Origin of the sequence: Staphylococcus sp. FSL W8-1270 (assembly GCF_038007165.1) — a bacterium.
GTDB classification, from domain to species: domain Bacteria; phylum Bacillota; class Bacilli; order Staphylococcales; family Staphylococcaceae; genus Staphylococcus; species Staphylococcus hominis.
On the sequence record NZ_JBBOWQ010000001.1, the window covers coordinates 1,721,887 to 1,744,108 of the forward strand.

A 22,222-nucleotide genomic window follows, 5' to 3' on the forward strand; every position below is an offset into this window, starting at 1 on the left:
TCGTTATATATTATTCTACTGAATCAGTAAAATAACGACGTACTTGTGAAGTAACATTATGACTCATAATAATTTTAGCATAATCATTTAAATACACTTCTGTCTTATCACTAGGATAAGCGAATTCAAGTAATTGACTATAGCTATCATTAATTGTCTCTTGGCTAACAGTACTATCGAAGTGAATTGCATAGTAGTAATGTGAATCACTCATATACAATAAATCTTCAAACTCATCTGTAGATAGATTATGATGATAAGCGTAATGAATGACTTCTTCTAAGTCTTCGAATTTCACAATAATTGTTCTTAAACTAGAACGTTGTTGTGATGATTTACGTTTAGATTTATGTGCTTGTTTTTGTTGTGCACGTTGTTCAAATAAATCTTCAATACTTTCTTCTTGTTCTAATGTATTAGCTAGCAATTCATTCACTTGTTCCTCAAATTGTTCATTTGCATGATTATCTGACATGTTCATTGCTTCTTCATTTTTAGATTTAGAGATTGTAACTTCCACGCCTTTTTCAAATGCATGTACTTGAATCCAAAGAGGTCCTTCGACTACAAAATCTTCTTCTTCATTAATCTCGTCCATCATTGACCAAAAGAATTCTTCACCACGCTTACGATTTGTCCATAAATCTTCACGACTAAATCCTCTTGCTTCAATATCACCATAAGTGATAAATAATTTCACAGTTGTGTCGTCAACGCGTTCTATTCTCATATCATCTCACTCCTTACAGTCGATGAATAGTAACCATATTGTATTAGAACGTAAGTTAAATTACAATTTATTTGTTTGATTAAATTTCACTATTTTAAATAGGACACTATATCATATTATATTCCCTTTTTTTATTATAAAAAACAGCACTATAGCTAAGCCAGTGCTGTTAAATAATATGTTGTTAAATTTTAAATATTAGTCGACTAAACGTTGAGCTTCTTGTAATTGGAAAGTACGAACCTTTCTAGGTAAGAAACGTCTGATTTCATCTTCGTTATATCCAACTTGCAAGCGTTTTTCGTCTAAAATAATTGGACGACGTAATAGTCCAGGATTATCTTGAATAATTGTATACAAATCTTGCAATGGTAAAGAATCAATATCTACGTTTAATTTTTGATAAGTTTTAGAACGAGTTGAAATAATTTCATCTGTTCCATCTTCAGTCATTTTTAAAATTTGTTTAATTTCATCAATTGTTAAATGTTCAGAAAAAATGTTACGCTCCGTATACGGAATGTCATGTTCTTGTAACCATGCTTTCGCTTTACGGCAAGATGTGCAACTTGGTGATGTAAATAATGTTACCATACATCTCACTCTCCTATTGAATAAATATTATTCATTATATTAATAATTATGCTAATTTGTCTTAAGCTTATATTATAAGTATAATATGCTAACATTAAAATTAAATGAGAAAATCCTAATTTTTCTGAGAAATTTCAAATTTTCTAAAAATTTCTCTACAAAATCTAATTTCTTATGTGTATCTCTATTATAACATAACTTACAATTTAAAAAAATACTGTTATAATCTAGTTAAAATGAATTATTTTTAAAGAAAGTAGGCATCTATATGGAGACATTATTTTCAGGAATACAGCCAAGTGGGATACCTACATTAGGTAACTATATTGGTGCATTAAAACAATTTTCAGACGTACAGAACGATTACAACTGTTACTTTTGTATTGTAGACCAACATGCGATTACTGTCCCACAAGATAAAATCAAATTGCGTAAACAAATTCGTCAGTTAGCAGCAATTTATTTAGCTTCAGGTATTGATCCAGATAAATCAACATTATTTATTCAATCAGAAGTTCCAGCACATGTTCAAGCCGGTTGGATGTTAACGACCATTTCAAGTGTTGGCGAGCTTGAACGTATGACGCAATATAAAGATAAAGCGCAAAAACGTACAGATGGTATTCCAGCTGGTTTATTAACTTATCCACCTTTAATGGCAGCTGATATTGTTATTTATAATACAAATATTGTGCCCGTAGGTGAAGACCAAAAACAACATATGGAACTTACTAGAAATTTAGTGGAACGTTTTAATAGTCGTTATAACGATATATTAGTTAAACCAGAAATTCGTATGCCAAAAGTTGGTGGACGTGTAATGAGTTTACAGGATCCAACAAAGAAAATGAGTAAAAGTGATGATAATCAAAAAAACTTTATCTCATTACTTGACGAACCAAATGTTGCAGCGAAAAAAATTAAAAGCGCTGTAACTGATTCAGATGGTATTATCAAGTTTGATAAAGACAATAAACCAGGAATTTCTAACCTACTTACAATTTATTCAAGTTTAACTAATAAATCTATTAAAGAGCTTGAAACACAATACGAGAATGAAGGATACGGAACATTCAAAACAGACTTATCAGAAGTAGTTAAAGACTTTTTAGTACATTTCCAAGAAAAATATAACGAATTTTATAATTCAGATAGATTGGATGACATCTTAGATCAAGGGCGTGACAAAGCTCAAAAAGCTTCTTTTAAAACACTGAAAAAAATGGAACGTGCAATGGGCTTAGGACGTAAGAGATAAATTAAAAGAGTCCGGGACATAAAGTATCTAGATAAGTGAAAAAAGACAATTTCTATTGAAATAATATAGAAATTGTCTTTTTTATAATTTTTTTGATTATTTTCAGCTCGTTGAGCTGTTACTTTTCTTATATTAAGTGCCATTAGCACAAATCCTAGTTCTCTTTTGGCTTTATTTATCCCTCGAACGGACATTCGAGTGAAACCCAAAATAGCCTTCATAAATCCAAAAACAGGCTCCACATCAATTTTTCTTTGACTGTAGATGGTTTTTATTTTTGGTTCTGAAAGCTTTTTATTAATTTGGGCTTTAAAATATTCCCAATTATAATTTTTCATTATTTTTTTATTCGTTTTTGAATTGTATTTCATGCACTGGTGTCTCAGAGGACATTCTGAACAATCATCACATTCATATAATTTGAAGTCTCTCTTAAACCCATATTTATCATGGCGATAGGCATATCTTTTAAAACCCAATCGCTTATTGTTTGGACAAATATATTCATCGTTAATTTCGTCATAATCCCAATTTTGAGTGTTAAAGATGTCGCTTTTATATTTTTTAGTTTTATCTTTTATAAACATACCGTAGGTTATAAGTGGTATTCGATTAAAATCATCTATAATTGCCATATAATTGGGTTCGCTACCATAACCTGCATCAGCTACAATATATTCAGGTAAATGACCGTAGGTCTCTTGAATTAAATTTAAAAATGGTATCATCGTTCTTGTATCAGTCGGATTTTGATACACATTATAAGATAAAACGAATTGAGAATTTGTCGCTATTTGTAAATTATAACCTGGCTTGAGTTGTCCATTTTTCATATGATCTTCTTTCATTCTCATAAATGTGGCATCATGATCTGTTTTAGAATAACTATTTCTATCCTTTAAAATAGATTTTTGGACGTCGTATTTATGCTTTCGCCCAGAGTAATCATTAATTTGCTTTTTGTATTGTTTAATTTTAGTTCTTTTGAGCCGTATTTGTTTTCTTATTTTAGTACATTTTTCATTATCGATATGTTGATTTAAATCTTCGATTTCTTTATCCAAATGACTACCAATCAAATCTATTTCTTCCTTTGTTAAGTCATTATCGTGATCTTTTTTAATCTCAGGTATGATTTTATTTGTTATCAATTCATGATAGAGTGCTTTAGAATCTTCATTCATTTTTGTCTCATGGTTTTGAATACTCTTTTTCCATACAAATGTATATCGATTGGCATTCGCCTCAACTTTCGTACCATCAATAAAAATGGCCTGATCATCTATAAGATGTTGTTTCAAACACTGACTATGAAATTGAATAAATAATGATTCTAATAAAGCATCTACTTTTGGATTGACTCTAAATCGATTAATCGTTTTATAAGAAGGCTTTTGATTTTGTGATAGCCACATCATCCGGATGCTATCATTAAGTAATTTTTCTATCTTACGACCTGAAAACACAGATTGTGTGTAGGCATATAGAATGACTTTTAACATCATTTTTGGATGGTATGAGGTTGCACCACGATGATGTCTGAATTCATCGAATTCAGTTTTAGGAATTGTTTCTACAATATCATTGACATGTCGTGACATATCATTTGTGGGGATAAGAACTGAAGTTTCCAATGGTAGAGTAAGTTGAGTCATGTTATAATCTTTATACATAAGGCACCTCGTTAATTTAGTTTAGTGATATTTATTAAATTATACGAAAGGGCCTTATTTTTTTAAAGTATTTCAATGTAAAATTACATATAAATACAAAGTATTTTGGCGAGACTCTTGAGGGAACAGGACAAGCTGAAGACTACAGGCTGAAGCTGTCCCCTAAGAAAGCGAGCCAACAATACGTAGTATTGTAAATAAAGAAGCCAGTAAATGAATTTATAATAAACTCATTTACTGGCTATTTTGTTAGGAATTATGTCCCAGCCTCTTTTTATCATTATCTTCTATCTTTTGGATTAAACGCATCTTTTAAACCTTCACCAACAAAATTAATACTTAATATAGTAAACATAATCATTAGTGCAGGAGGCATCCAAATCCATGGTTTAGAACTAATTACATCGCCTTCTTGAGCATCGCTTAACATATTTCCCCATGAAGGAATAGACTTACTAATACCAAATCCTAAAAAACTTAATCCTGATTCAACTACAATCATACCAGCAAAGGTTAATGTCGCTTGAACAATAACAACACTAATAATATTAGGTAATAAGTGTTTTAAGATAATTTTATGTGTAGGAGTTCCTATGGATTTAGCTGCTAAGAAATACTCATTTTCTTTTTCTTGCATCACTTTACCTCTTATAAGTCTCGCTATCCCACCCCAACTTAAAATGATAATAACCACTATTAAAATCAATGCAGAACCGTATGGATTTTTAATTTTATCTCCTAATGCTGCATTTAGAACAATTGCAAAAATTAAAAATGGAAATAACATCACAAATTCTGTAATTCTCATTAATATTGTGTCAGTTATACCTCCAAAATAACCTGATATTACTCCAATTGTAATTCCAATGATCAACATACCAATAGTCGAAGTTAGTCCAATCGTTAACGAAACTCTCCCTGCATATAATAATCTGCTAAAATTGTCTCTTCCTCCAGAATCAGTGCCTAAAATATTATGTGAAGACATATCACCTTTAATATTTAAAAGATCTTGTTGATTAATTGGTAGAGGAGCTAATAACGGTGCAATAATAGAAATAATAGCTAAGAAAAATAAAAATATTAAGGATACCATTGCAATTTTATTTTTTAAAAACTTTTTTAAAGCTAATTGTGTTGGAGAATAAATTTTTTTAGTAGAATTTTTTTTACTGCTTCGTTCTTTTTTCATAATACTCTTGCCTCTTTTATTTAATTACTGTGAATTCTTGGATCTATAAAATTATATGTAATATCAGAGATAAGATTGCCAAATAGACCTAAGAATGAAAAGAAAAGTGTTAAAGCCATCATTAATGGATAATCTTGGCCTGTTACTGATTCTAAAAATAATTTTCCTATACCATTAAATGAAAAAATAGTTTCAGTTATTACTGCACCACCTAAAATACTTACAATATCTGCCCCTAAAAATGTAATTATAGGAATAAGTGAATTTCGTAAAATATGCTTATTATAAATTTTATTAGTTGATAAACCCTTAGCTTTCGCTGTTAGAACATAATCTTTACTTGAATTATCAATAATATCATTTCTAAGGTATTGAATATAACCAGCAGTAGATAACAAACCTAATGTTAAAGCAGGTAATAACGTATGATATATTTTACTTATATAGTAACTAAACGTTCCTTCTTCTAAATTAATATCAACAGAGCCTTGAAAAGGAAATATTGGAATTTGAAATGCGAATAAATATATTGCAAAAACACCTGCTATAAATGAAGGAATAGCTAGCATAATATAGTTGAATATTTGAATTGTATAATCACTTAGTGTATAGGCATATCTACCAGATATAATTCCTAATATAAAAGATAATATGTATGTAATGATTAACGAAACTGTCCCTAATAATATTGTATTAGGTATACGTTCACTTATTAATTCAAGTACTGGTCGTTTATATTTAATTGATTCTCCTAGATTACCATGAGTCACATTATTTACCCATCTAATATATTGTTTAGGAATTGAGTCATTAAGACCTAATTTTTCTTTTTGAGCTTCAATTGCCTCTTGTTTAACATGAGGATTATATTGTCCTGTAAATGGATCACCAGGCTGAATGATTGCTAAACTAAATACCACTATAGATATCAAAAACAGCAAAGGAATCATTAATAAAAATCTTTTTATTATAAGTCTTAGCACTTCACTCTCCTCCTTCGCTATAGAAACAAGCAACATAATGATTAGACTTAATTTCTTTTAATTTAGGTCTTTTTTCTGAACATATTTTTTTTGCTATTGGACACCTAGTGTGAAACGGACATCCTTGTGGTGGATTACTTGGAGAAGGTAATTCTCCATTTAAAATAACTCTATTTGATTTTTGTTTATTAAATTGTGGGATTGAAGATATAAGTGCTTTAGTATATGGATGATAAGCATGAGTATATAGTTCATGGCTATCCGCTATTTCAACCAAATGACCTAGATACATTACGCCTATGACATCACTAATATGTTTCACAACGCTTAAGTCATGTGCTATAAAGAGATAACTGAGACTAAATTCTTTTTGTAAATTTTTCAATAGATTTAAAACTTGTGATTGTACTGATACATCTAATGCACTAACAGGTTCATCTGCAACAATTAACTTAGGTCGTATTGCTAAAGCTCTAGCAATTCCAATTCTTTGACGCTGTCCTCCTGAAAATTGATGAGCATATTTATAATATGCATCTTCGCTCATACCTACACATTTTAATAAGTATAGTACTTCATCTTTCAAATTCTTTTTATCTACAAGATGATAATTTAGTAAGGGCTCACCTACAATATCGCCAACCATTTGCATAGGGTTTAAAGATGCATAAGGATCTTGAAAAATCATCTGAAAATCTTTGCGTGCATTTCTTAATTCTTTACCTTTAAGTTTAGTAATACTTCTCCCGCATATTTTAATATCGCCAGATGTTATATTTTCTAAGCGTACAACAGACTTACCAAGAGTAGATTTCCCACAACCTGATTCACCTACTAAACCAAATGTTTGTCCTTTTTTTATTTTTAATGTGATATTATCTACCGCTTTTACATATTGATTCTTTTTAAAAAGACCATTTTTAATAGAATAGTATGTTTTTAAATTCTGTATTTCTAAGATGTAATCCATATTTCTTTTCCTTTCTAATCATTGAATAAATGACAACGTACCTTACTATTATTTAAATTTAGAAGCTTAGGTTCGCATTGACTACAGATATTCATTTTTTTAGGGCATCTATTAACAAAACGACATTGCTTATTATTAAATTCTGTTATATTTGGAACTAGTCCCTCTATAACTTCAAGATATTCAGTATCTTCATCTAATTTTGGAATTGTATTTAATAATTTTTTTGTATATGGATGTTTAGGATTCACCATTACGTCTTTCAAATTTCCATATTCAACAATTTGGCCAGCATACATGACCATGACTGAATCACAAAATTCAGATACAACACTTAAATCATGAGTTACTAAAATAATAGCCATTTTATTTTTTCGTTGTAATTTCTTTAGTAAATCTAGAATTTGTGCTTGAACCGTAACATCTAAGGCAGTTGTAGGTTCATCTGCAATTAATAATTTAGGATTACATGAAATGGCAATAGCAATCATCACTCTTTGACGCATTCCACCTGATAGTTGATGGGGATAACTATTTAATACTTCTTCTACTCTTGCTATACCAACGTCTTCTAATAACTGTTCTGCCAATTGATATGCTTCTTTTTTATTCTTTTTTAAATGTAAACTTATAGGTTCAATAATTTGTTCCTTAATTTTAAAAACTGGGTTTAATGCAGTCATTGGTTCCTGAAAGATCATACCTATTTCTTTGCCACGAATATTTTGATATTCTTTTTCTGTTATTTTCGTTAAATCTTTACTATCAAATATGACTTTTCCATTTGTTATTTTTGAAATTCTATCAGGCAATAATCTAATAACCGATTTATTAAGTATAGATTTTCCACAACCCGATTCCCCCACAACACCTAATATTTCATTTTTTTCTAAGTTTAAAGATATCTGATCAATTGTCGGATACCATTTATTTTCAATTTTAATCGAAGTTTCTAAATCTTTAATTTCTAATAAATATTTATCCATCGCTTACTCCAATCAATAAACCCCGACTAAAGTCGAGGTTTATCCTAATCATTCTTTGGTTAATTTATATAAATCCATATCTGATCCTATTTTAATGTCCACATTTTTCACTTTGTCATTAACGACAGTTAGAGTGTCTAATTGAACAATAGGTAATGCTGGTAATGTATCATTAGTATGTTTTTGCCATTCTAGATATATTTTTTTACGTTTTTTATCATTATTTCCTACTTTTGAGAAATCCAATGCATCATCTAATAATTTATCAGAAGTTTTATCTGTAGTACGCATTTCATTTTGTGGTCTATCAGAATGATATAAATCAGAAGGATCTGGATCAGAACCACCTGTCCATGTTCTAAAGTAAACTTCCATATCTTTAGAAGCTTGAGCTAAGTCATCGTTATATTTACCAAATTCAACCATTTTCACATTCGTTTTCAAACCGACTTTTTCCCAGAAATCTTTAATTGCTGCAGTTCTAGGTTCAAATGTTGGATTTGATCCAGAATAGTGTTTTAAATTAATTTCAAATGGTTTACCATTAGGGTCTTCTCTGAACCCATCACCATTTCTATCTTTATATCCTAATTTATCTAATATTTTTTTAGCTTTTTCTGGATCATAGTTATAGTCATTTAAATCTTTTTGATTAGCTGCAATCCAATGAATTGATGGTACAAAGCTATTTAGTTCTTTACCATATCCTTGATAAAACGCTTTTATCCATTTTTTTCTATCAATTGCATATAACATTGCTTGTCTAAGCTCTTTTTCTTTATATTTTGGACGTTCTGCTCCAGTTTTATTTTTATCTTTATCATAATCATGAGATACAAATCCTATTACTGCATAATCTGTGCCTGGAGTTGACAATACTTTAAGTTTTCCATCTCCTGATTTTTTAGCTTCTTGAGCAATACTACCAGTAGTACTATCAGTCATATCGATTTCACCATTTTTCATAGCTTTAACGATTTGTGTTTGATCAATTACTTTTAAATTTATTTTGTCTAACCCTGGTTTTCCTTGCCAGTAGTCATTAAATTTTTCCAATTGTACCGCTTCACCTTGGACTACCTTTTTAACTTTGTATGGTCCAATACCTATTGGATGTTTTCTAATCTTATCTGACTTAGCTAGGTCTTTTACAGGAACATCACTTAAATATTTCTTACTTAATAAAGGTCCAGCAAAGAAACTTTCTAGATAATTAACTTTTTTATCTTTGAAAGTCACTTCCATAGTGTATTTATCTACTTTTTTAATACCACTAATTGAATCTGCTTGGCCTTCATGTTTTTCTTTAGATCCCTCGATATTTTCAACTACTGGATAATAATTTCCATTATAGTCTTTATCTGCTAACACATTTAAAGAATAAATCCAATCGTCAATCGTTAATTCATTACCATCATGCCATTTAATTCCTTTTTTAATTGAAAATTTAATTTTTTTGCCTGGATCAATGTCTTTCCAAGATGCAATATATGGCTTAGGTTTTAAATTTTTATCAAGTTTAATAAGTACCTCATTAAAATAATTTTCTACTGATGAGTCCGAAGCGTCAGAACTTAATAAAGATGATAAAGTTCCTGAAGGTGCAGCATTTAGAGCTACATTTAATACTCCACCCTTATGATTAGATGTTTCAGTTTTAGATGTAGTAGCGTCTTTAGAATTTCCTCCGCCTTTTCCACATCCACTCAATACTAATATTGCTACTAATAAAAGAATTAAATACTTTCCAATTACTTTCATTAATATCAAGCCTCCTGTATATTCTATGATGTTTTTCTTATTTTACTTCTAAAATAAAATTTAACAAATATATTTTAATAATTTTCTGATAATTATTTTATTTAAATTTTTAAATAAAAATAACCCCAAGTATTATAACTTGAGATTACTTTTTTGAATATTTAATTAGTTATCTTTCTTTTTTCCTGTTTCACGATCAATTGATTTATCGATATATACATGTTTCAGTGTAGTATCTGGACCAATTTTATGATACTGTAATCCTTTGACCTGTGGATTAGTTAAGTGTGCTTCACCTTTTTGATAAACAGGAGCTACTGGTGCATCATGAAGTAAGATACTTTCCGCACGTTGTAGCGCTTCATTTCTTTTTTCTGTTTCACGTAACAATGAACTATTTGATTCTTTTAAAAGCCTGTTATATTCTTTGTTATCCCAATCAGTATTATTTTGAGCATTATCCTTAGTCATTGTTTCTAAAAATGCTGTTGGATCAGGATAATCTGGACTCCAACCTGAATAAGTCGCTTCGTAATTATTAGCTAATTCTAAAGTGGTTTTTTGTTTAAATGGCATTTGTTTAATTTTTAATGTAACGCCTGGTAAGTTTGATTCAATTTGAGATTTAATATACTCTGCAGCTATTTTAGCAGCTGGTGTATCTTGCGTATTCATTGTAAATGCAAACTCTTTTTTACCTAATTCTTTTTTTGCCTTTTCCCAATTTTGTTTTGCTACCTTAGGATTATATTTTAAAGGAGACTCAACTGTACTTGCGAAGTCTTTACCGTCAGGCGTCTTCGCTGTACCTATTCCCGTGAAATTATTTGAAGCAAGAGACCCATCATTTAAAACAGTTTTTACATACCCTTTTTTATTGATAGCTTGTGCAATAGCTAATCTCAAATTTTTATTTTTAAATTCAGGCACTGTTTTTTCATTCATTTTAATATAAAAAGTAGCAGCAGTTAAACGATAGTTTAATTCTTGACTGCCTTTATATTTATCTACTTGTTCAGAAGTGATGATTGTATCATCGATTGAATTAGTATCATATAAAGAAGCGCCAGCTTGTTGATCTTTTAAAACTTTATAATTTACTTTATCTAATTTGACATTTTTCTTATCCCAATATTGATTATTTTTAACCAATTGTATTTTATCTTCTACCTGCCAATTGATAACTTTGAATGGCCCATTATAAACTGCTCTTTCAGCATTCGTTCCATATTTTTTATCATATTTTTTGGCAATTTTAGCATCTTGTGGATAAAACGTACTTAAAGCAAGTAATTCATTTATGTACGGTACTGGTCTTTCTAAATCAATTTGAAGTTTATATTTATTTAACGCTTTGATTCCTAAAGAATTTACTGGTTTTTTTCCAGTATTAACTAAATCTGCATTTTTTATATCACTCATTATATATGCAAATTCAGAGGCGGTTTTTGGATCTACAACTTTTCTCCATGCATAAACAAAGTCATGCGCTGTTACAGGATCTCCGTTTGACCATTTTGCATCTTTTCTTAAATTGATAGTCAGCGTTTTACCACCATTACTTTTTTGTGGTGTTTCTTTTGCTACACCTAAAGTTACTTTGTCATTTTTATCTATTGAATATAATCCTTCGAAAGTTTGACCAGCAACATCGCTAGAAACAGCATCTGTAATAAGAGCTGTATCTAAAGTAGTTATATCTTGAGTAATTATTTTTCTGAATACCTGTCCTTCATCAGAATATAAACTTTTTTTGTTACTACACGCTGATAGTATTAAAGTGAAAATAACTAATAGCGTTAAATATTTATATTTTTTCTTCACATTCTTGTCCTCCCTTCCTCAGACTTAATTATGTTGAAGATGAGTTTGATCTTGTTCTTTTAAACGTACTGCTTCTTCATCTGTTACAAAAACGTAATGATTAGGTCTAATTTCTTGCAGTCTACGTTCTGCATTTTTAGATTCATCTTCTTCATACACAATTCGTTTTCTTGTTCTTTCACTATCAGGATCAGGTTGAGGGATAGCAGATAATAGTGATTTAGTATAATCATGTAAAGGATGATAATAAATTTCGTCAGACGATCCTAATTCTACAATTTTTCCAAAATGCATTACTGCTATACGATCAGAAATATATTTGACCATTGATAAATCATGGGCAATAAATAAGAAAGTAATACCTCGTTCTTTTTGTAATTTCAGCATTAAATTCACTACTTGAGCTTGAATAGAAACATCTAATGCAGAAATTGGCTCATCTGCAATAATAAACTCAGGTTCTACAGCTAAAGCACGAGCAATTCCTATACGTTGACGTTGTCCACCAGAGAACTCGTGTGGATAACGGTTCGCATGTTCTTTACTTAAACCTACTGTTTCTAGCAAATCATATACTCGACGTTTACGATCTTTTTTATCACTTGCTAACTTATGAATATCAATACCTTCTGCTACAATATCCATGACTTTTAGACGTGGATTTAAAGAAGCATATGGATCTTGAAAAATCATTTGAATTTTCTTATTAAATTTTAATAAATCTTTTCTTTTAGCAATCTTCTGAATATCTTGTCCTTCATAAAGAATTTCACCATCAGTAATATCATTTAATTTAATAATGGCTTTTCCAGTTGTAGACTTTCCACATCCAGATTCTCCTACTAATCCCAATGTTTCCCCTTTATAAATATTAAATGAAATATCTTCGATTGCTCTAACTTCATTACGTTTACCTTCATTAAAATACTGCTTTAAGTTTTTAATTTCTAATAATATTTCTTTATTCTTCTCCATCGAACGACACCCTTTCTACTCGACGTGGCTTGTCGTAATTATTAGGCATTTGACGTTGTCTCTTTTGTACCATCTCTGGCGGTTCAACTTTTGGAGCGCGTTCGTCTAATAACCATGATTTTACATAATGAGTAGGTGATATTTTAAACCATGGTGGAACTTCTTTAAAGTCAATGTCTAGTGCATATTGACTACGTCTTGCAAATGCATCACCCTTTGGTGGATGTAATAAATCAGGCGGAGTACCTGGAATTGCAATTAACTCTGTCTCGTTACTTGTCGTTAAATCAGGCATTGAAGATAATAATCCCCATGTATATGGATGTTTTGGATCATAGAAGATTTCATCGACATTTCCAGTCTCAATCATTTGCCCTCCATACATAACAGCCACTCTATCAGCCACATTTGCTACTACCCCTAAGTCATGTGTAATAAAAATAATAGATGTTTCAATTTTTTGTTGTAATTCTTTCATTAAATCTAAAATCTGTGCTTGCATTGTTACATCAAGTGCTGTCGTTGGTTCATCTGCAATTAAAATTTTAGGTTCGCACGCCAATGCAGTTGCAATAACAATTCTTTGACGTTGACCCCCAGAGAATTGATGAGGATATGCTTTAAATCTTTTTTCTGCATTAGGCAGTCCTACTAAATTTAAAATCTCAAGTGCACGTTTTTTTGCTTCAGATTTACTATAATGACGATGTTTTATTAAAGGTTCCATAACTTGCTTACCAATTTGCATCGTAGGATTTAATGACGTCATAGGGTCTTGAAATATCATAGAAATATCTTTACCACGAAGTTTGTTTAATTCTTTTTCAGATTTAATTGCTAAATCTTCCCCTAAAAAATTAATTGTCCCTTTTTTAATTCTCCCTGTATCCCCCTGGAACAATTTTGTAATTGCTTTTGTTGTTACAGATTTGCCAGAACCTGATTCTCCGACAATCGCTAATGTTTCCCCTTTATTTAAAAAGAAATCTACTCCTCTAACCGCTTGCACTTCCCCGGCAGTAATATCAAAGGAAACATGCAAGTTGTTGACTTCTAACACTCTTTCTGACATAGATTTTGCCTCCTTTGTTATTTACGCATTTTTGGATCAAATGCATCGCGTAATCCGTCACTAAATAAGTAAAAGAATAAAATTAATAAACTTAATACTGTAGCTGGAATAAATAATTCGTGTGGGTGTATTAACAACATTGCTCGTCCATCATTTACGAGTGAACCAAGTGATGTTTTCGGTGCAGGTACCCCTATACCAATAAAGCTTAAAAATGCTTCGAAGAAAATTGCACTTGGTACAGTAAACATAGATGTTACTACAATGGCACCTAGTGTATTCGGTAAAATATGTTTAAAAATTAATTTAAATTTTGAAGCCCCTAATGTTCTTGAAGCCATTACAAATTCTTGACTTTTTAGTTTTAAAAATTCACCACGCACTACTCTACTCATACCTAGCCATCCAGTGATAGACATAGCTAAAATAATCGTCCAAATAGATGGTTCAAATATCAATACAAATAAAATAACAATAATAAGATTAGGAATAGATGCTATAATTTCTAAAATACGTTGCATCACATTGTCAACACGTCCCCCAAAAAATCCTGAAATAGCGCCATAAACGACCCCTATAAAGATATCTAGTGCAGCAGCTACAATGCCAATAAATAATGAAATTTGAGCACCTTTCCATGTTCTAGTCCAAAGATCACGACCTAATTGGTCTGTACCAAACCAAAAATTTTCTTTCACGCCCGCTTCTTTATAAGCGCTCTTACCATCTGCCCCTGTTCCATCAAAAGGTAAAAAGTGTACTTGATCTAGTACTGGAATTTTAGCAGGTAAATTTCGTCTAGTAACATCTTGTTCAGCATAATCATGTTTACTAAATGCTGGTCCTACAAATGCAAGAATGACAATTAAAATGAGTCCAATCAAACCGACAATAGCTAGTTTATTTCTTTTCAACTGTGTCCAAGCATCTTGCCAGAAGTTTTTACTTTCACGTTGTATTTCTGGTTCTTTATTTAAATCGAGTTCTCTAATAACAAAATCCGTCCCAACCGCTCCCTCAGAGGTATGTGACATCGCTGCATTTGAATGGTCATCAAATGGTTTATTAAAATTTTCAGGCATTATTTTTTACCTCCTTGTACACGGATTCTTGGATCAATTACACCATAAAGAATATCTACAATAAAAATTGAAACGATAAATAATGTACTAAATAAAATTGTAGTAGCCATAATAACTGAGAAATCATTTGTTGTAATCGATCTAACGAATTGGTCCCCTAAACCGGGTACACCAAAGATATTTTCAATAGTTAAAGTCCCTGTTAAAATACCGGCTAACATTGGAACAATAATTGTAATAATAGGAATTAATGCATTTCTTAATGCATGTCCAAAAAGGACTCTTATCGGCGAGTTACCTTTAGCTCTTGCTAATAATATGTAATCAGAACTTAGTACCTCTATCATTTCAGCTCGAATATAACGAGCTACCGTGGCCATTACACTTGCTGATAATGCTAAGGAAGGCAATACTGCTGTTGAAAATCCTTCCCATCCTGCTACTGGAAACCATCTTAAACGTACTGCAAAAACGTATTGTAATAGTACTGCTAAGACGAATGAAGGTACTGATACTGCTATAACTGAAATAACAGTAGTTGTATAGTCTACCCAAGTGTTTTGTTTCGTAGCAGCAGCTACACCTAAAATTAAACCTAAAATCACTCCAATAATCATTGAAGTAATACCCATTTCCATAGAAGGAATCAATCTCGGTCTAATTAATGACCAAACTGGTTGATTATGATATTGGAACGAATAGCCAAAATCTCCAGTTACTACATTTTTTAAATAATGAAGATATTGCACTGCTACTGGATCATTTAATCCATATTTTTCGTTTAAAATTGCTTTTTGCTCAGCACTTAATTTAGCATCATTAAATGGTGATCCAGGCATCATTTTCATTAAGAAAAATGTAATTGTGATGATAATAAATAACGATAAAACCATATATCCCAAACGTTTTAATATATATCGCGTCATCATATAGTCCCCCTTTACTAAATATTCAAAATTAACATTCCCTTCAAAATTTTCAGAAATATTTATACATATTATATATACTATTTTCATAAAATTGCAATATAATTTTACATTTTCTTAATATAAGTGTAATTTTTATATATATTATTTAAAAGAATATAAATTTTAGATTTTATTTATAGTAAGTTTACAGTAAATTAGACTATATAGATAAAAAAGTCGGAGGTATACATGAACAATATTAAAACTTGGTTTATATGGCTCTTTTTGCCACTCATATGTACTTTTTTACTTTGGATGTTCGTAACTCAACATTCGTTTGTCTCATTTATTAATATCTTATTTTATATATCACTTGTATTATTTATATTGTTATTTTTAATTCTCCTTGTACAAGAAGGTATATTTGATGCTACAAGTTTTGGTTTTAGACGCATGCGTTATCAACTCGCTTCTCGCTCTAAGAAAAAAACTTTAGAGAACGATGACTTTTTCAATCCAAAACAAGTAAAAAAAGAGCATTATACCATTTCAACATGGTTACTACCTGCTCTAATACTATGTGCATTTTACTTCATTTTGACTATTCTTATTTCAATTTTTCTATAAACATAAAAAAACCATGCATATTATTGCATGGTTTTCTACTCTTAACTTAATTTTTAATCTTTAAACTTTTTAAATACTAATACTGCGTTATGTCCACCAAAACCTAGACTATTACTCATTGCATATTCAATTTCTAAATCTTGTGCTTCATTAGGAACAATATCTAAGTCACATTCTGGATCTGGTGAATCTGCATGAATCGTCGGTGCAACTTTAGAGTCACGAATAGATAATGCAGAGAAAATTGCTTCAATTCCCCCAGTAGCACCTAATAAATGTCCTGTCATCGATTTAGTTGAACTAATTTTTAAGTTTTTAGCTGCATCTCCAAATGTATTTTTAATCGCTTTAATTTCATACAAGTCACCTACTGGCGTACTTGTACCATGTGCATTTAAGTATTGAATATCTTTAGCTTCAATACCTGCATCATCTAAAGCCGCCTGCATTGCACGAGAACCACCTTCGCCTTCAGGTGCTGGTGCAGTAATGTGATAAGCATCTCCAGTTGAACCATATCCTACAACTTCAGCGTAAATTTGTGCGCCACGTGCTTGTGCTGATTCTAATGATTCAATGACTAAGATACCAGCGCCTTCACCCATGATAAATCCATCACGTCCTTCTTGGAAAGGACGACAAGCTGTTTCTTTATCATCATTTGTTGATAATGCACGACTTGCACTGAATCCTGCAAGTGCCATATGCGTAATAGGTGCTTCAGTACCCCCAGTAATCATAGCATCAGCAGCACCTCTTTGAATGATTTTAAATGCTTCACCGATAGAATTTGTACCTGTGGCGCAAGCAGTAACAGTTGAACCATTAGGTCCTTTTGCACCTAAATCAATTGAAACTTGGCCAGTAGCCATATCAGGAATAAGCATTGGAACAAAGAAAGGACTAACTCTTCTTGGTCCCTTATTCTTCAGTATTGTATGTGCAACTTCAAATGTTTCCATTCCACCAATACCTGAACCAATCCATACACCGATACGATTAGCATTATCGTCATTGATAGTTAAATTAGCATCTTCTACAGCTTGTCTTGCCGCTACTACTGCATATTGTGTAAAACGATCCATGCGACGCGCATCTTTTTTCGAAATATAATCTTCAATATTAAAGTCTTTTAATTCACCTGCTAAATGAACGTTATATTCTTCAGTATCAACGCGTGTAATTATATCAATTCCATTGACACCTTTTAAGGCATTTTCCCAATTTGTTTGGGCATCGTTTCCAATAGGTGATAATGCACCCATGCCTGTAATTACCACTCTTTTGTTTTCAGTCATACATTAAATCCTCCTATTTACCCCATTTGATTACCATAGCGCCCCATGTTAGGCCGCCACCGAAACCTACGAGTACTAAAGTGTCATCATCTTTAATTCTTCCGTTTTCTAACTCTTGTTGAATACTTAAAGGAATCGAAGCAGCTGACGTGTTTCCAAAACGGTTAACTGAAACACTCATTTTTTCTCTTTCAATACCCAATCTTTCACGTGCTGATTCCATAATTCTGATATTTGCTTGATGTGGTATAAACATATCAATATCATCAGATTCTAAACCAGCTTTTTCAACTACACGTGTAGACGCTTCGCCCATAATTCTTACAGCGAATTTAAAAACTTCGCGTCCATTCATTACTAGTTTACCAGTCTCTTTATTTAAATATAAGTATTTTCCACCTGACCCATCTGAGCCCATTTCATAGCTAATAATACCTCGTCCTTCTGAGACTTCACCAATTACTACTGCACCTGCACCGTCTCCAAATAATACAGCAGTTGAACGATCAGTTAAGTCAGTGATTTTGGATAATTTATCCGCACCCACTACTAGAATATTTTTATAGTCTCCAGATTGAACATATTGTTTTGCAGTAATCATTGAATACATGAAACCTGAGCATGCAGCAAGTTGATCCATAGTAGGCACTTTACCAGTACCTAATTTTTCTTGTAGTATATTAGCTACAGATGGAAATGGCATATCTCCAGTTGCTGTAGCTACAATAATCATATCTATATCATTCGGTTTAATACCAGCATCTTCAATTGCTTTCTTACTTGCTTCATATGCTAAGTCTGACGTATCTTGGTCGTCACGAGACCAACGTCTTTCTTTAATGCCAGTCATTTTTGAAATCCATTCATCAGACGTATCTAAAAAACCTTCAAAATAGGCGTTATCGACTACTCTCTCAGGTGCATAAGCACCAAAACCTTTTATACCTACGTTCATGAACGTACACCTTCTCACTTCATTTTTTAATACCAGGTATTAATTTAACATACTTTTTAAATCTAACTCAAGTAGTTACACTTGATTAGACGATTTTGTTAAACAGTCACGAGCCAATAATTCATATAAAAAATGGCACAAATTTTTATACATTCTCTACTAATACTATACAAATAATTCACTTTACTTTAAAATGATAATATATATAAATTGGAGGTCATATATATGAAATACCTCGTAACTTTTATTTGGGCGTTAATCTTAACACAAATGGTTAACTTTGTACTTAATAGTTTAAATGGTGGCGGCAGTTTAGATGTGATTAAACCAATTATTATTGCAATCATCATTACCATTGCTATTGCCATTTTAGGTGCTATGATTAAACCTAATGATTTCGCTCGTAAAGGGAATAGAGACGTCTAAATGGTATTGTATTACGTGTTTGGAGTAATATAACGCTCTTAACAAGTTTAATAATAAGAAAAGGCATTGGAAAGCTTTGCTTTCCAATGCCTTTTTATATACTATTCAGCTGAAGGTTTTTGTACATCAAATGTTAATTCTTGACTATCGTTAAGATCAACATTTACTTTTGTACCTTCTGGCATATTTTCTTTAATCATCATACGAGCAAGTGGTGTTTCAATTTGACGTTGTACAAAACGTTTAAGTGGTCTAGCACCAAATTGTGGTTCGTATGCTTCTTCACCTAACCATTTTTTAGCTTCGTCTGATACTTCAATTGAAATACGTTGATCCATTAATCGAATATTTAATTGAGTTAAAATTTTATCTACAATCATACTCATATCATTTATAGATAATGGTTTAAATAATACAATATCATCCATACGGTTTAAGATTTCTGGTTTAAAGAATGCATGTAAACTATCCATAACTGCTTTTTCAGTGCTTTCAGTAATTTCACCAGAATCTTTAACATTTTCTAATAATATTTGTGAACCAATATTACTTGTCATGATAATAATTGTATTTTTGAAATCTACGCTACGACCTTTAGAATCAGTTAAACGCCCTTCATCTAAAATTTGAAGTAACACGTTGAATACATCACTATGTGCTTTTTCAACTTCGTCGAGTAGAATAACTGAATATGGGTTACGTCTTACCGCTTCAGTTAATTGACCACCTTCATCATGGCCTACATAACCAGGAGGCGCACCAATTAATCTAGAAACAGAATGTTTTTCCATATATTCACTCATGTCAATACGAATCATATGTTTTTCAGAGTCGAATAATGATGAAGCGAGTGATTTAGCTAACTCTGTTTTACCTACACCAGTTGGACCTAAGAATAAGAAACTACCTATTGGACGATTAGGATCTTTTATACCTGCACGCGCTCTCACTACAGCATCTGACACAAGATCAACCGCTTTATCTTGCCCTACGACACGTTCATGTAAGATATCACTTAAGTTTAATAATTTTTCTCTTTCTGTTTCGACTAATTTAGAAACTGGAATACCTGTCCATTGGCTTACAATATCTCCAATTTCCTCATCAGAAACAACTTCGCGAATCATGCGTTCATTATCGCCTTGTTCATCATGGAAAGCTTCTTCGTATTCTTTTAATTCTTTTTCTAATTGTGGAATCGTACCATATTGTAATTCTGCTGCTTTTTCATAATTACTTTCTGTTTGCGCATCTTCTAAAGCTTGACGACTACGATCTAATTCAGCACGTTTTTCTTGAACTTTCGCGATTTTTTCTTTTTCTTGTTCTACACGAGATTGTAATGACGCTTGTTTTTCTTTTTCATTTGAAAGTTCTTCTTGTAATTCTTCTAATCGATGTTTACTTGCATTATCTGATTCATTTTTTAATGCACTTTCTTCAATTTCTAATTGCATAACACGGCGATTAACTTGGTCTAATTCAGTTGGATTTGATCCCATTTCTGTTCGGATAGTTGCACAAGCTTGGTCGACTAAATCAATTGCTTTATCTGGTAAAAATCGATCAGTAATATAACGATCTGATAATTCTGCTGCTGCTACTAAAGCACGGTCTTGAATACGCACACCATGATAAACTTCATAGCGTTCTTTTAAACCACGTAAGATTGAAATTGTATCTTCTACGTCAGGTTCACTTACACCTACTTTTTGGAATCGACGTTCTAAGGCTGAATCTTTTTCAATATATTCTCTATATTCATTTAATGTTGTAGCACCGATACAATGCAATTCACCACGAGCTAACATTGGTTTTAACATATTACCAGCATCCATTGCACCATCTGTTTTACCAGCACCAACTAACATGTGAATTTCATCGATAAATAGGATAATACGTCCATCTGATTCTTTCACTTCTTTAAGTACTGCTTTAAGACGTTCTTCAAATTCGCCTCTAAATTTTGCACCTGCAACTAATGCACTTAAATCTAATTCAAAAATAGTTTTATCTAGCAATGATTCCGGCACATCTTTACGTACAATACGTTGTGCTAATCCTTCTACAATTGCAGTTTTACCTACACCAGGCTCTCCAATTAATACTGGGTTATTTTTAGTTTTACGGCTTAAAATTCGAATGGTATTACGGATTTCTTCATCTCTACCAATAACTGGATCCATTTTGCCTTGGCGAACTTCTTCTACTAAATCTCTACCATATTTCTCTAAAGCTTCATAATTTACTTCTGGATTTTGTGAAGTCACATGATTTCCCCCTCTAACTTTAGTAATAATTTCTTTGACTACTTCTTCTTTATTTCCTACAAATTGTTGTGTTGTTTCATCAATGTCCATAGCAGCACGTAAAATATGTTCCATTGAGATATATTCATCTTCATATTCTTTCATATATGACTCAGCTTTATTTAATAATTCGTTTGCTTTTGAGCCAATATATTGTCCATATTGAACATTATCACCTTGTACTGATGGATAGTGTTTTAATTTTTCACTATACGCTTGATTTAGTTGATCAGTGTCTATATTTGCACGTTCTAAAATACTTTTAAACAAGCTTTCGTCTTCTTCTAAAGTTCCTTTTAGTATTGCTTCAATTTCAATATTTTGTAATTCATTTTCTTTACTTAATTCAATTGCTTTTTGCAAAGCTTCTTGTACTTTATAAGTCATTTGATTGATATCCAAATGTATTCACCCCTACTTTTTGTATAAGAGTATGGTCAAATACTCCTTCGTTTGACTTTGACTTTCTTTGACCTTAATTACATTATAGACCTTCTTTACTAATTAATCAACACTTTTACTCATCTTTTTAACAATTCAATAAATCCTATCATATCAAGCATTCATTTACGTTTCATTCATTACTTATCATATTACCT

At 31.4% G+C, this 22,222-nt stretch carries 19 protein-coding genes; 3 read left to right on the forward strand and 16 right to left on the reverse strand.

The features are described 5' to 3' along the window. Window positions 1–10: 10 nt before the first annotated feature. Together mecA and spxA are read right to left on the reverse strand one after the other, a co-directional pair. On the reverse strand, window positions 11–730 hold the full coding sequence (gene mecA / locus NSU06_RS08590) for an adaptor protein MecA (protein WP_048761209.1): 720 nt from the start codon (window positions 728–730) through the stop codon (window positions 11–13). 198 nt (window positions 731–928) lie between these two features. Continuing rightward, entirely contained in the window at window positions 929–1,324 is a 396-nt protein-coding gene (gene spxA, locus NSU06_RS08595; protein ID WP_002448146.1) for a transcriptional regulator SpxA, read from the reverse strand. Window positions 1,325–1,592: 268 nt separating this feature from the next. On the opposite strand from spxA, the gene trpS reads away from it, so the two are divergent. Further along, entirely contained in the window at window positions 1,593–2,582 is a 990-nt protein-coding gene (gene trpS / locus NSU06_RS08600) for a tryptophan--tRNA ligase (protein WP_017175817.1), read from the forward strand. Here trpS and NSU06_RS08605 read toward each other — a convergent pair. The 11 genes from NSU06_RS08605 to opp3b all read right to left on the reverse strand — a co-directional run bounded on the left by NSU06_RS08605 (window position 2,516) and on the right by opp3b (window position 16,026). Next, the gene (locus tag NSU06_RS08605) at window positions 2,516–4,255 is read right to left on the reverse strand and encodes an IS1182 family transposase (protein WP_340779824.1); all 1,740 of its coding nucleotides are present in this window, start codon (window positions 4,253–4,255) and stop codon (window positions 2,516–2,518) included. The two genes, trpS and NSU06_RS08605, sit on opposite strands and share 67 nt — an antisense overlap. Window positions 4,256–4,535: 280 nt before the next feature. Next, a complete protein-coding gene (gene opp4C / locus NSU06_RS08610) occupies window positions 4,536–5,447 on the reverse strand; it encodes an oligopeptide ABC transporter permease (protein WP_093514798.1) in 912 nt (303 codons plus the stop codon). 20 nt (window positions 5,448–5,467) lie between these two features. After that, window positions 5,468–6,430: an oligopeptide ABC transporter permease gene (gene opp4B, locus NSU06_RS08615; protein ID WP_093514797.1), complete on the reverse strand. Its 963-nt coding sequence runs from the start codon at window positions 6,428–6,430 to the stop codon at window positions 5,468–5,470. 1 nt (window position 6,431) lies between these two features. Next, entirely contained in the window at window positions 6,432–7,400 is a 969-nt protein-coding gene (locus tag NSU06_RS08620; RefSeq protein WP_093514796.1) for an ABC transporter ATP-binding protein, read from the reverse strand. A gap of 14 nt (window positions 7,401–7,414) precedes the next feature. Then, on the reverse strand, window positions 7,415–8,386 hold the full coding sequence (locus NSU06_RS08625; RefSeq protein WP_093514795.1) for an ABC transporter ATP-binding protein: 972 nt from the start codon (window positions 8,384–8,386) through the stop codon (window positions 7,415–7,417). 48 nt (window positions 8,387–8,434) lie between these two features. Then, window positions 8,435–10,147 (reverse strand): oligopeptide ABC transporter substrate-binding protein, encoded by a 1,713-nt coding sequence (gene opp4A, locus NSU06_RS08630; protein WP_145437257.1) that lies wholly within the window; start codon window positions 10,145–10,147, stop codon window positions 8,435–8,437. A 165-nt stretch (window positions 10,148–10,312) separates the two neighbouring features. Further along, entirely contained in the window at window positions 10,313–11,971 is a 1,659-nt protein-coding gene (locus NSU06_RS08635; RefSeq protein WP_048761206.1) for a peptide ABC transporter substrate-binding protein, read from the reverse strand. A 24-nt stretch (window positions 11,972–11,995) separates the two neighbouring features. Beyond that, window positions 11,996–12,946, reverse strand: a complete 951-nt coding sequence (locus tag NSU06_RS08640) for an ABC transporter ATP-binding protein (RefSeq protein ID WP_019835659.1) — start codon at window positions 12,944–12,946, stop codon at window positions 11,996–11,998. Beyond that, window positions 12,933–14,018 carry an ABC transporter ATP-binding protein gene (locus tag NSU06_RS08645; protein WP_019835660.1) on the reverse strand — a complete coding sequence of 362 codons (1,086 nt, stop codon included), beginning with the start codon at window positions 14,016–14,018 and terminating at the stop codon, window positions 12,933–12,935. Before NSU06_RS08645 ends, NSU06_RS08640 begins: the two co-directional genes overlap by 14 nt. 17 nt (window positions 14,019–14,035) lie before the next feature. Further along, window positions 14,036–15,100, reverse strand: a complete 1,065-nt coding sequence (gene opp3C / locus NSU06_RS08650; protein WP_002448155.1) for an oligopeptide ABC transporter permease — start codon at window positions 15,098–15,100, stop codon at window positions 14,036–14,038. Next, window positions 15,100–16,026, reverse strand: a complete 927-nt coding sequence (gene opp3b / locus NSU06_RS08655) for an oligopeptide ABC transporter permease (RefSeq protein ID WP_093514793.1) — start codon at window positions 16,024–16,026, stop codon at window positions 15,100–15,102. Before opp3b ends, opp3C begins: the two co-directional genes overlap by 1 nt. Before the next feature lie 231 nt (window positions 16,027–16,257). Here opp3b and NSU06_RS08660 point away from each other — a divergent pair, with 231 nt between their 5' ends. Continuing rightward, a complete protein-coding gene (locus NSU06_RS08660; protein WP_048761201.1) occupies window positions 16,258–16,635 on the forward strand; it encodes a DUF3899 domain-containing protein in 378 nt (125 codons plus the stop codon). 53 nt (window positions 16,636–16,688) lie between these two features. On the opposite strand, the gene fabF is transcribed toward NSU06_RS08660, so the two are convergent. Both fabF and NSU06_RS08670 read right to left on the reverse strand, forming a co-directional pair. Continuing rightward, window positions 16,689–17,933, reverse strand: coding sequence for a beta-ketoacyl-ACP synthase II (fabF, locus tag NSU06_RS08665; protein ID WP_048761198.1), 1,245 nt, complete (start codon window positions 17,931–17,933; stop codon window positions 16,689–16,691). Between the two features lie 13 nt (window positions 17,934–17,946). Continuing rightward, complete coding sequence (locus NSU06_RS08670) at window positions 17,947–18,888, reverse strand: beta-ketoacyl-ACP synthase III (protein WP_002488368.1); 942 nt, start codon at window positions 18,886–18,888, stop codon at window positions 17,947–17,949. A 225-nt stretch (window positions 18,889–19,113) separates the two neighbouring features. Here NSU06_RS08670 and NSU06_RS08675 point away from each other — a divergent pair, with 225 nt between their 5' ends. Then, window positions 19,114–19,314 (forward strand): DUF2929 family protein, encoded by a 201-nt coding sequence (locus NSU06_RS08675; RefSeq protein ID WP_017175830.1) that lies wholly within the window; start codon window positions 19,114–19,116, stop codon window positions 19,312–19,314. 101 nt (window positions 19,315–19,415) lie between these two features. On the opposite strand, the gene clpB is transcribed toward NSU06_RS08675, so the two are convergent. Next, a complete protein-coding gene (gene clpB, locus NSU06_RS08680) occupies window positions 19,416–22,025 on the reverse strand; it encodes an ATP-dependent chaperone ClpB (RefSeq protein WP_048761195.1) in 2,610 nt (869 codons plus the stop codon). Between the last annotated feature and the right edge of the window lie 197 nt (window positions 22,026–22,222).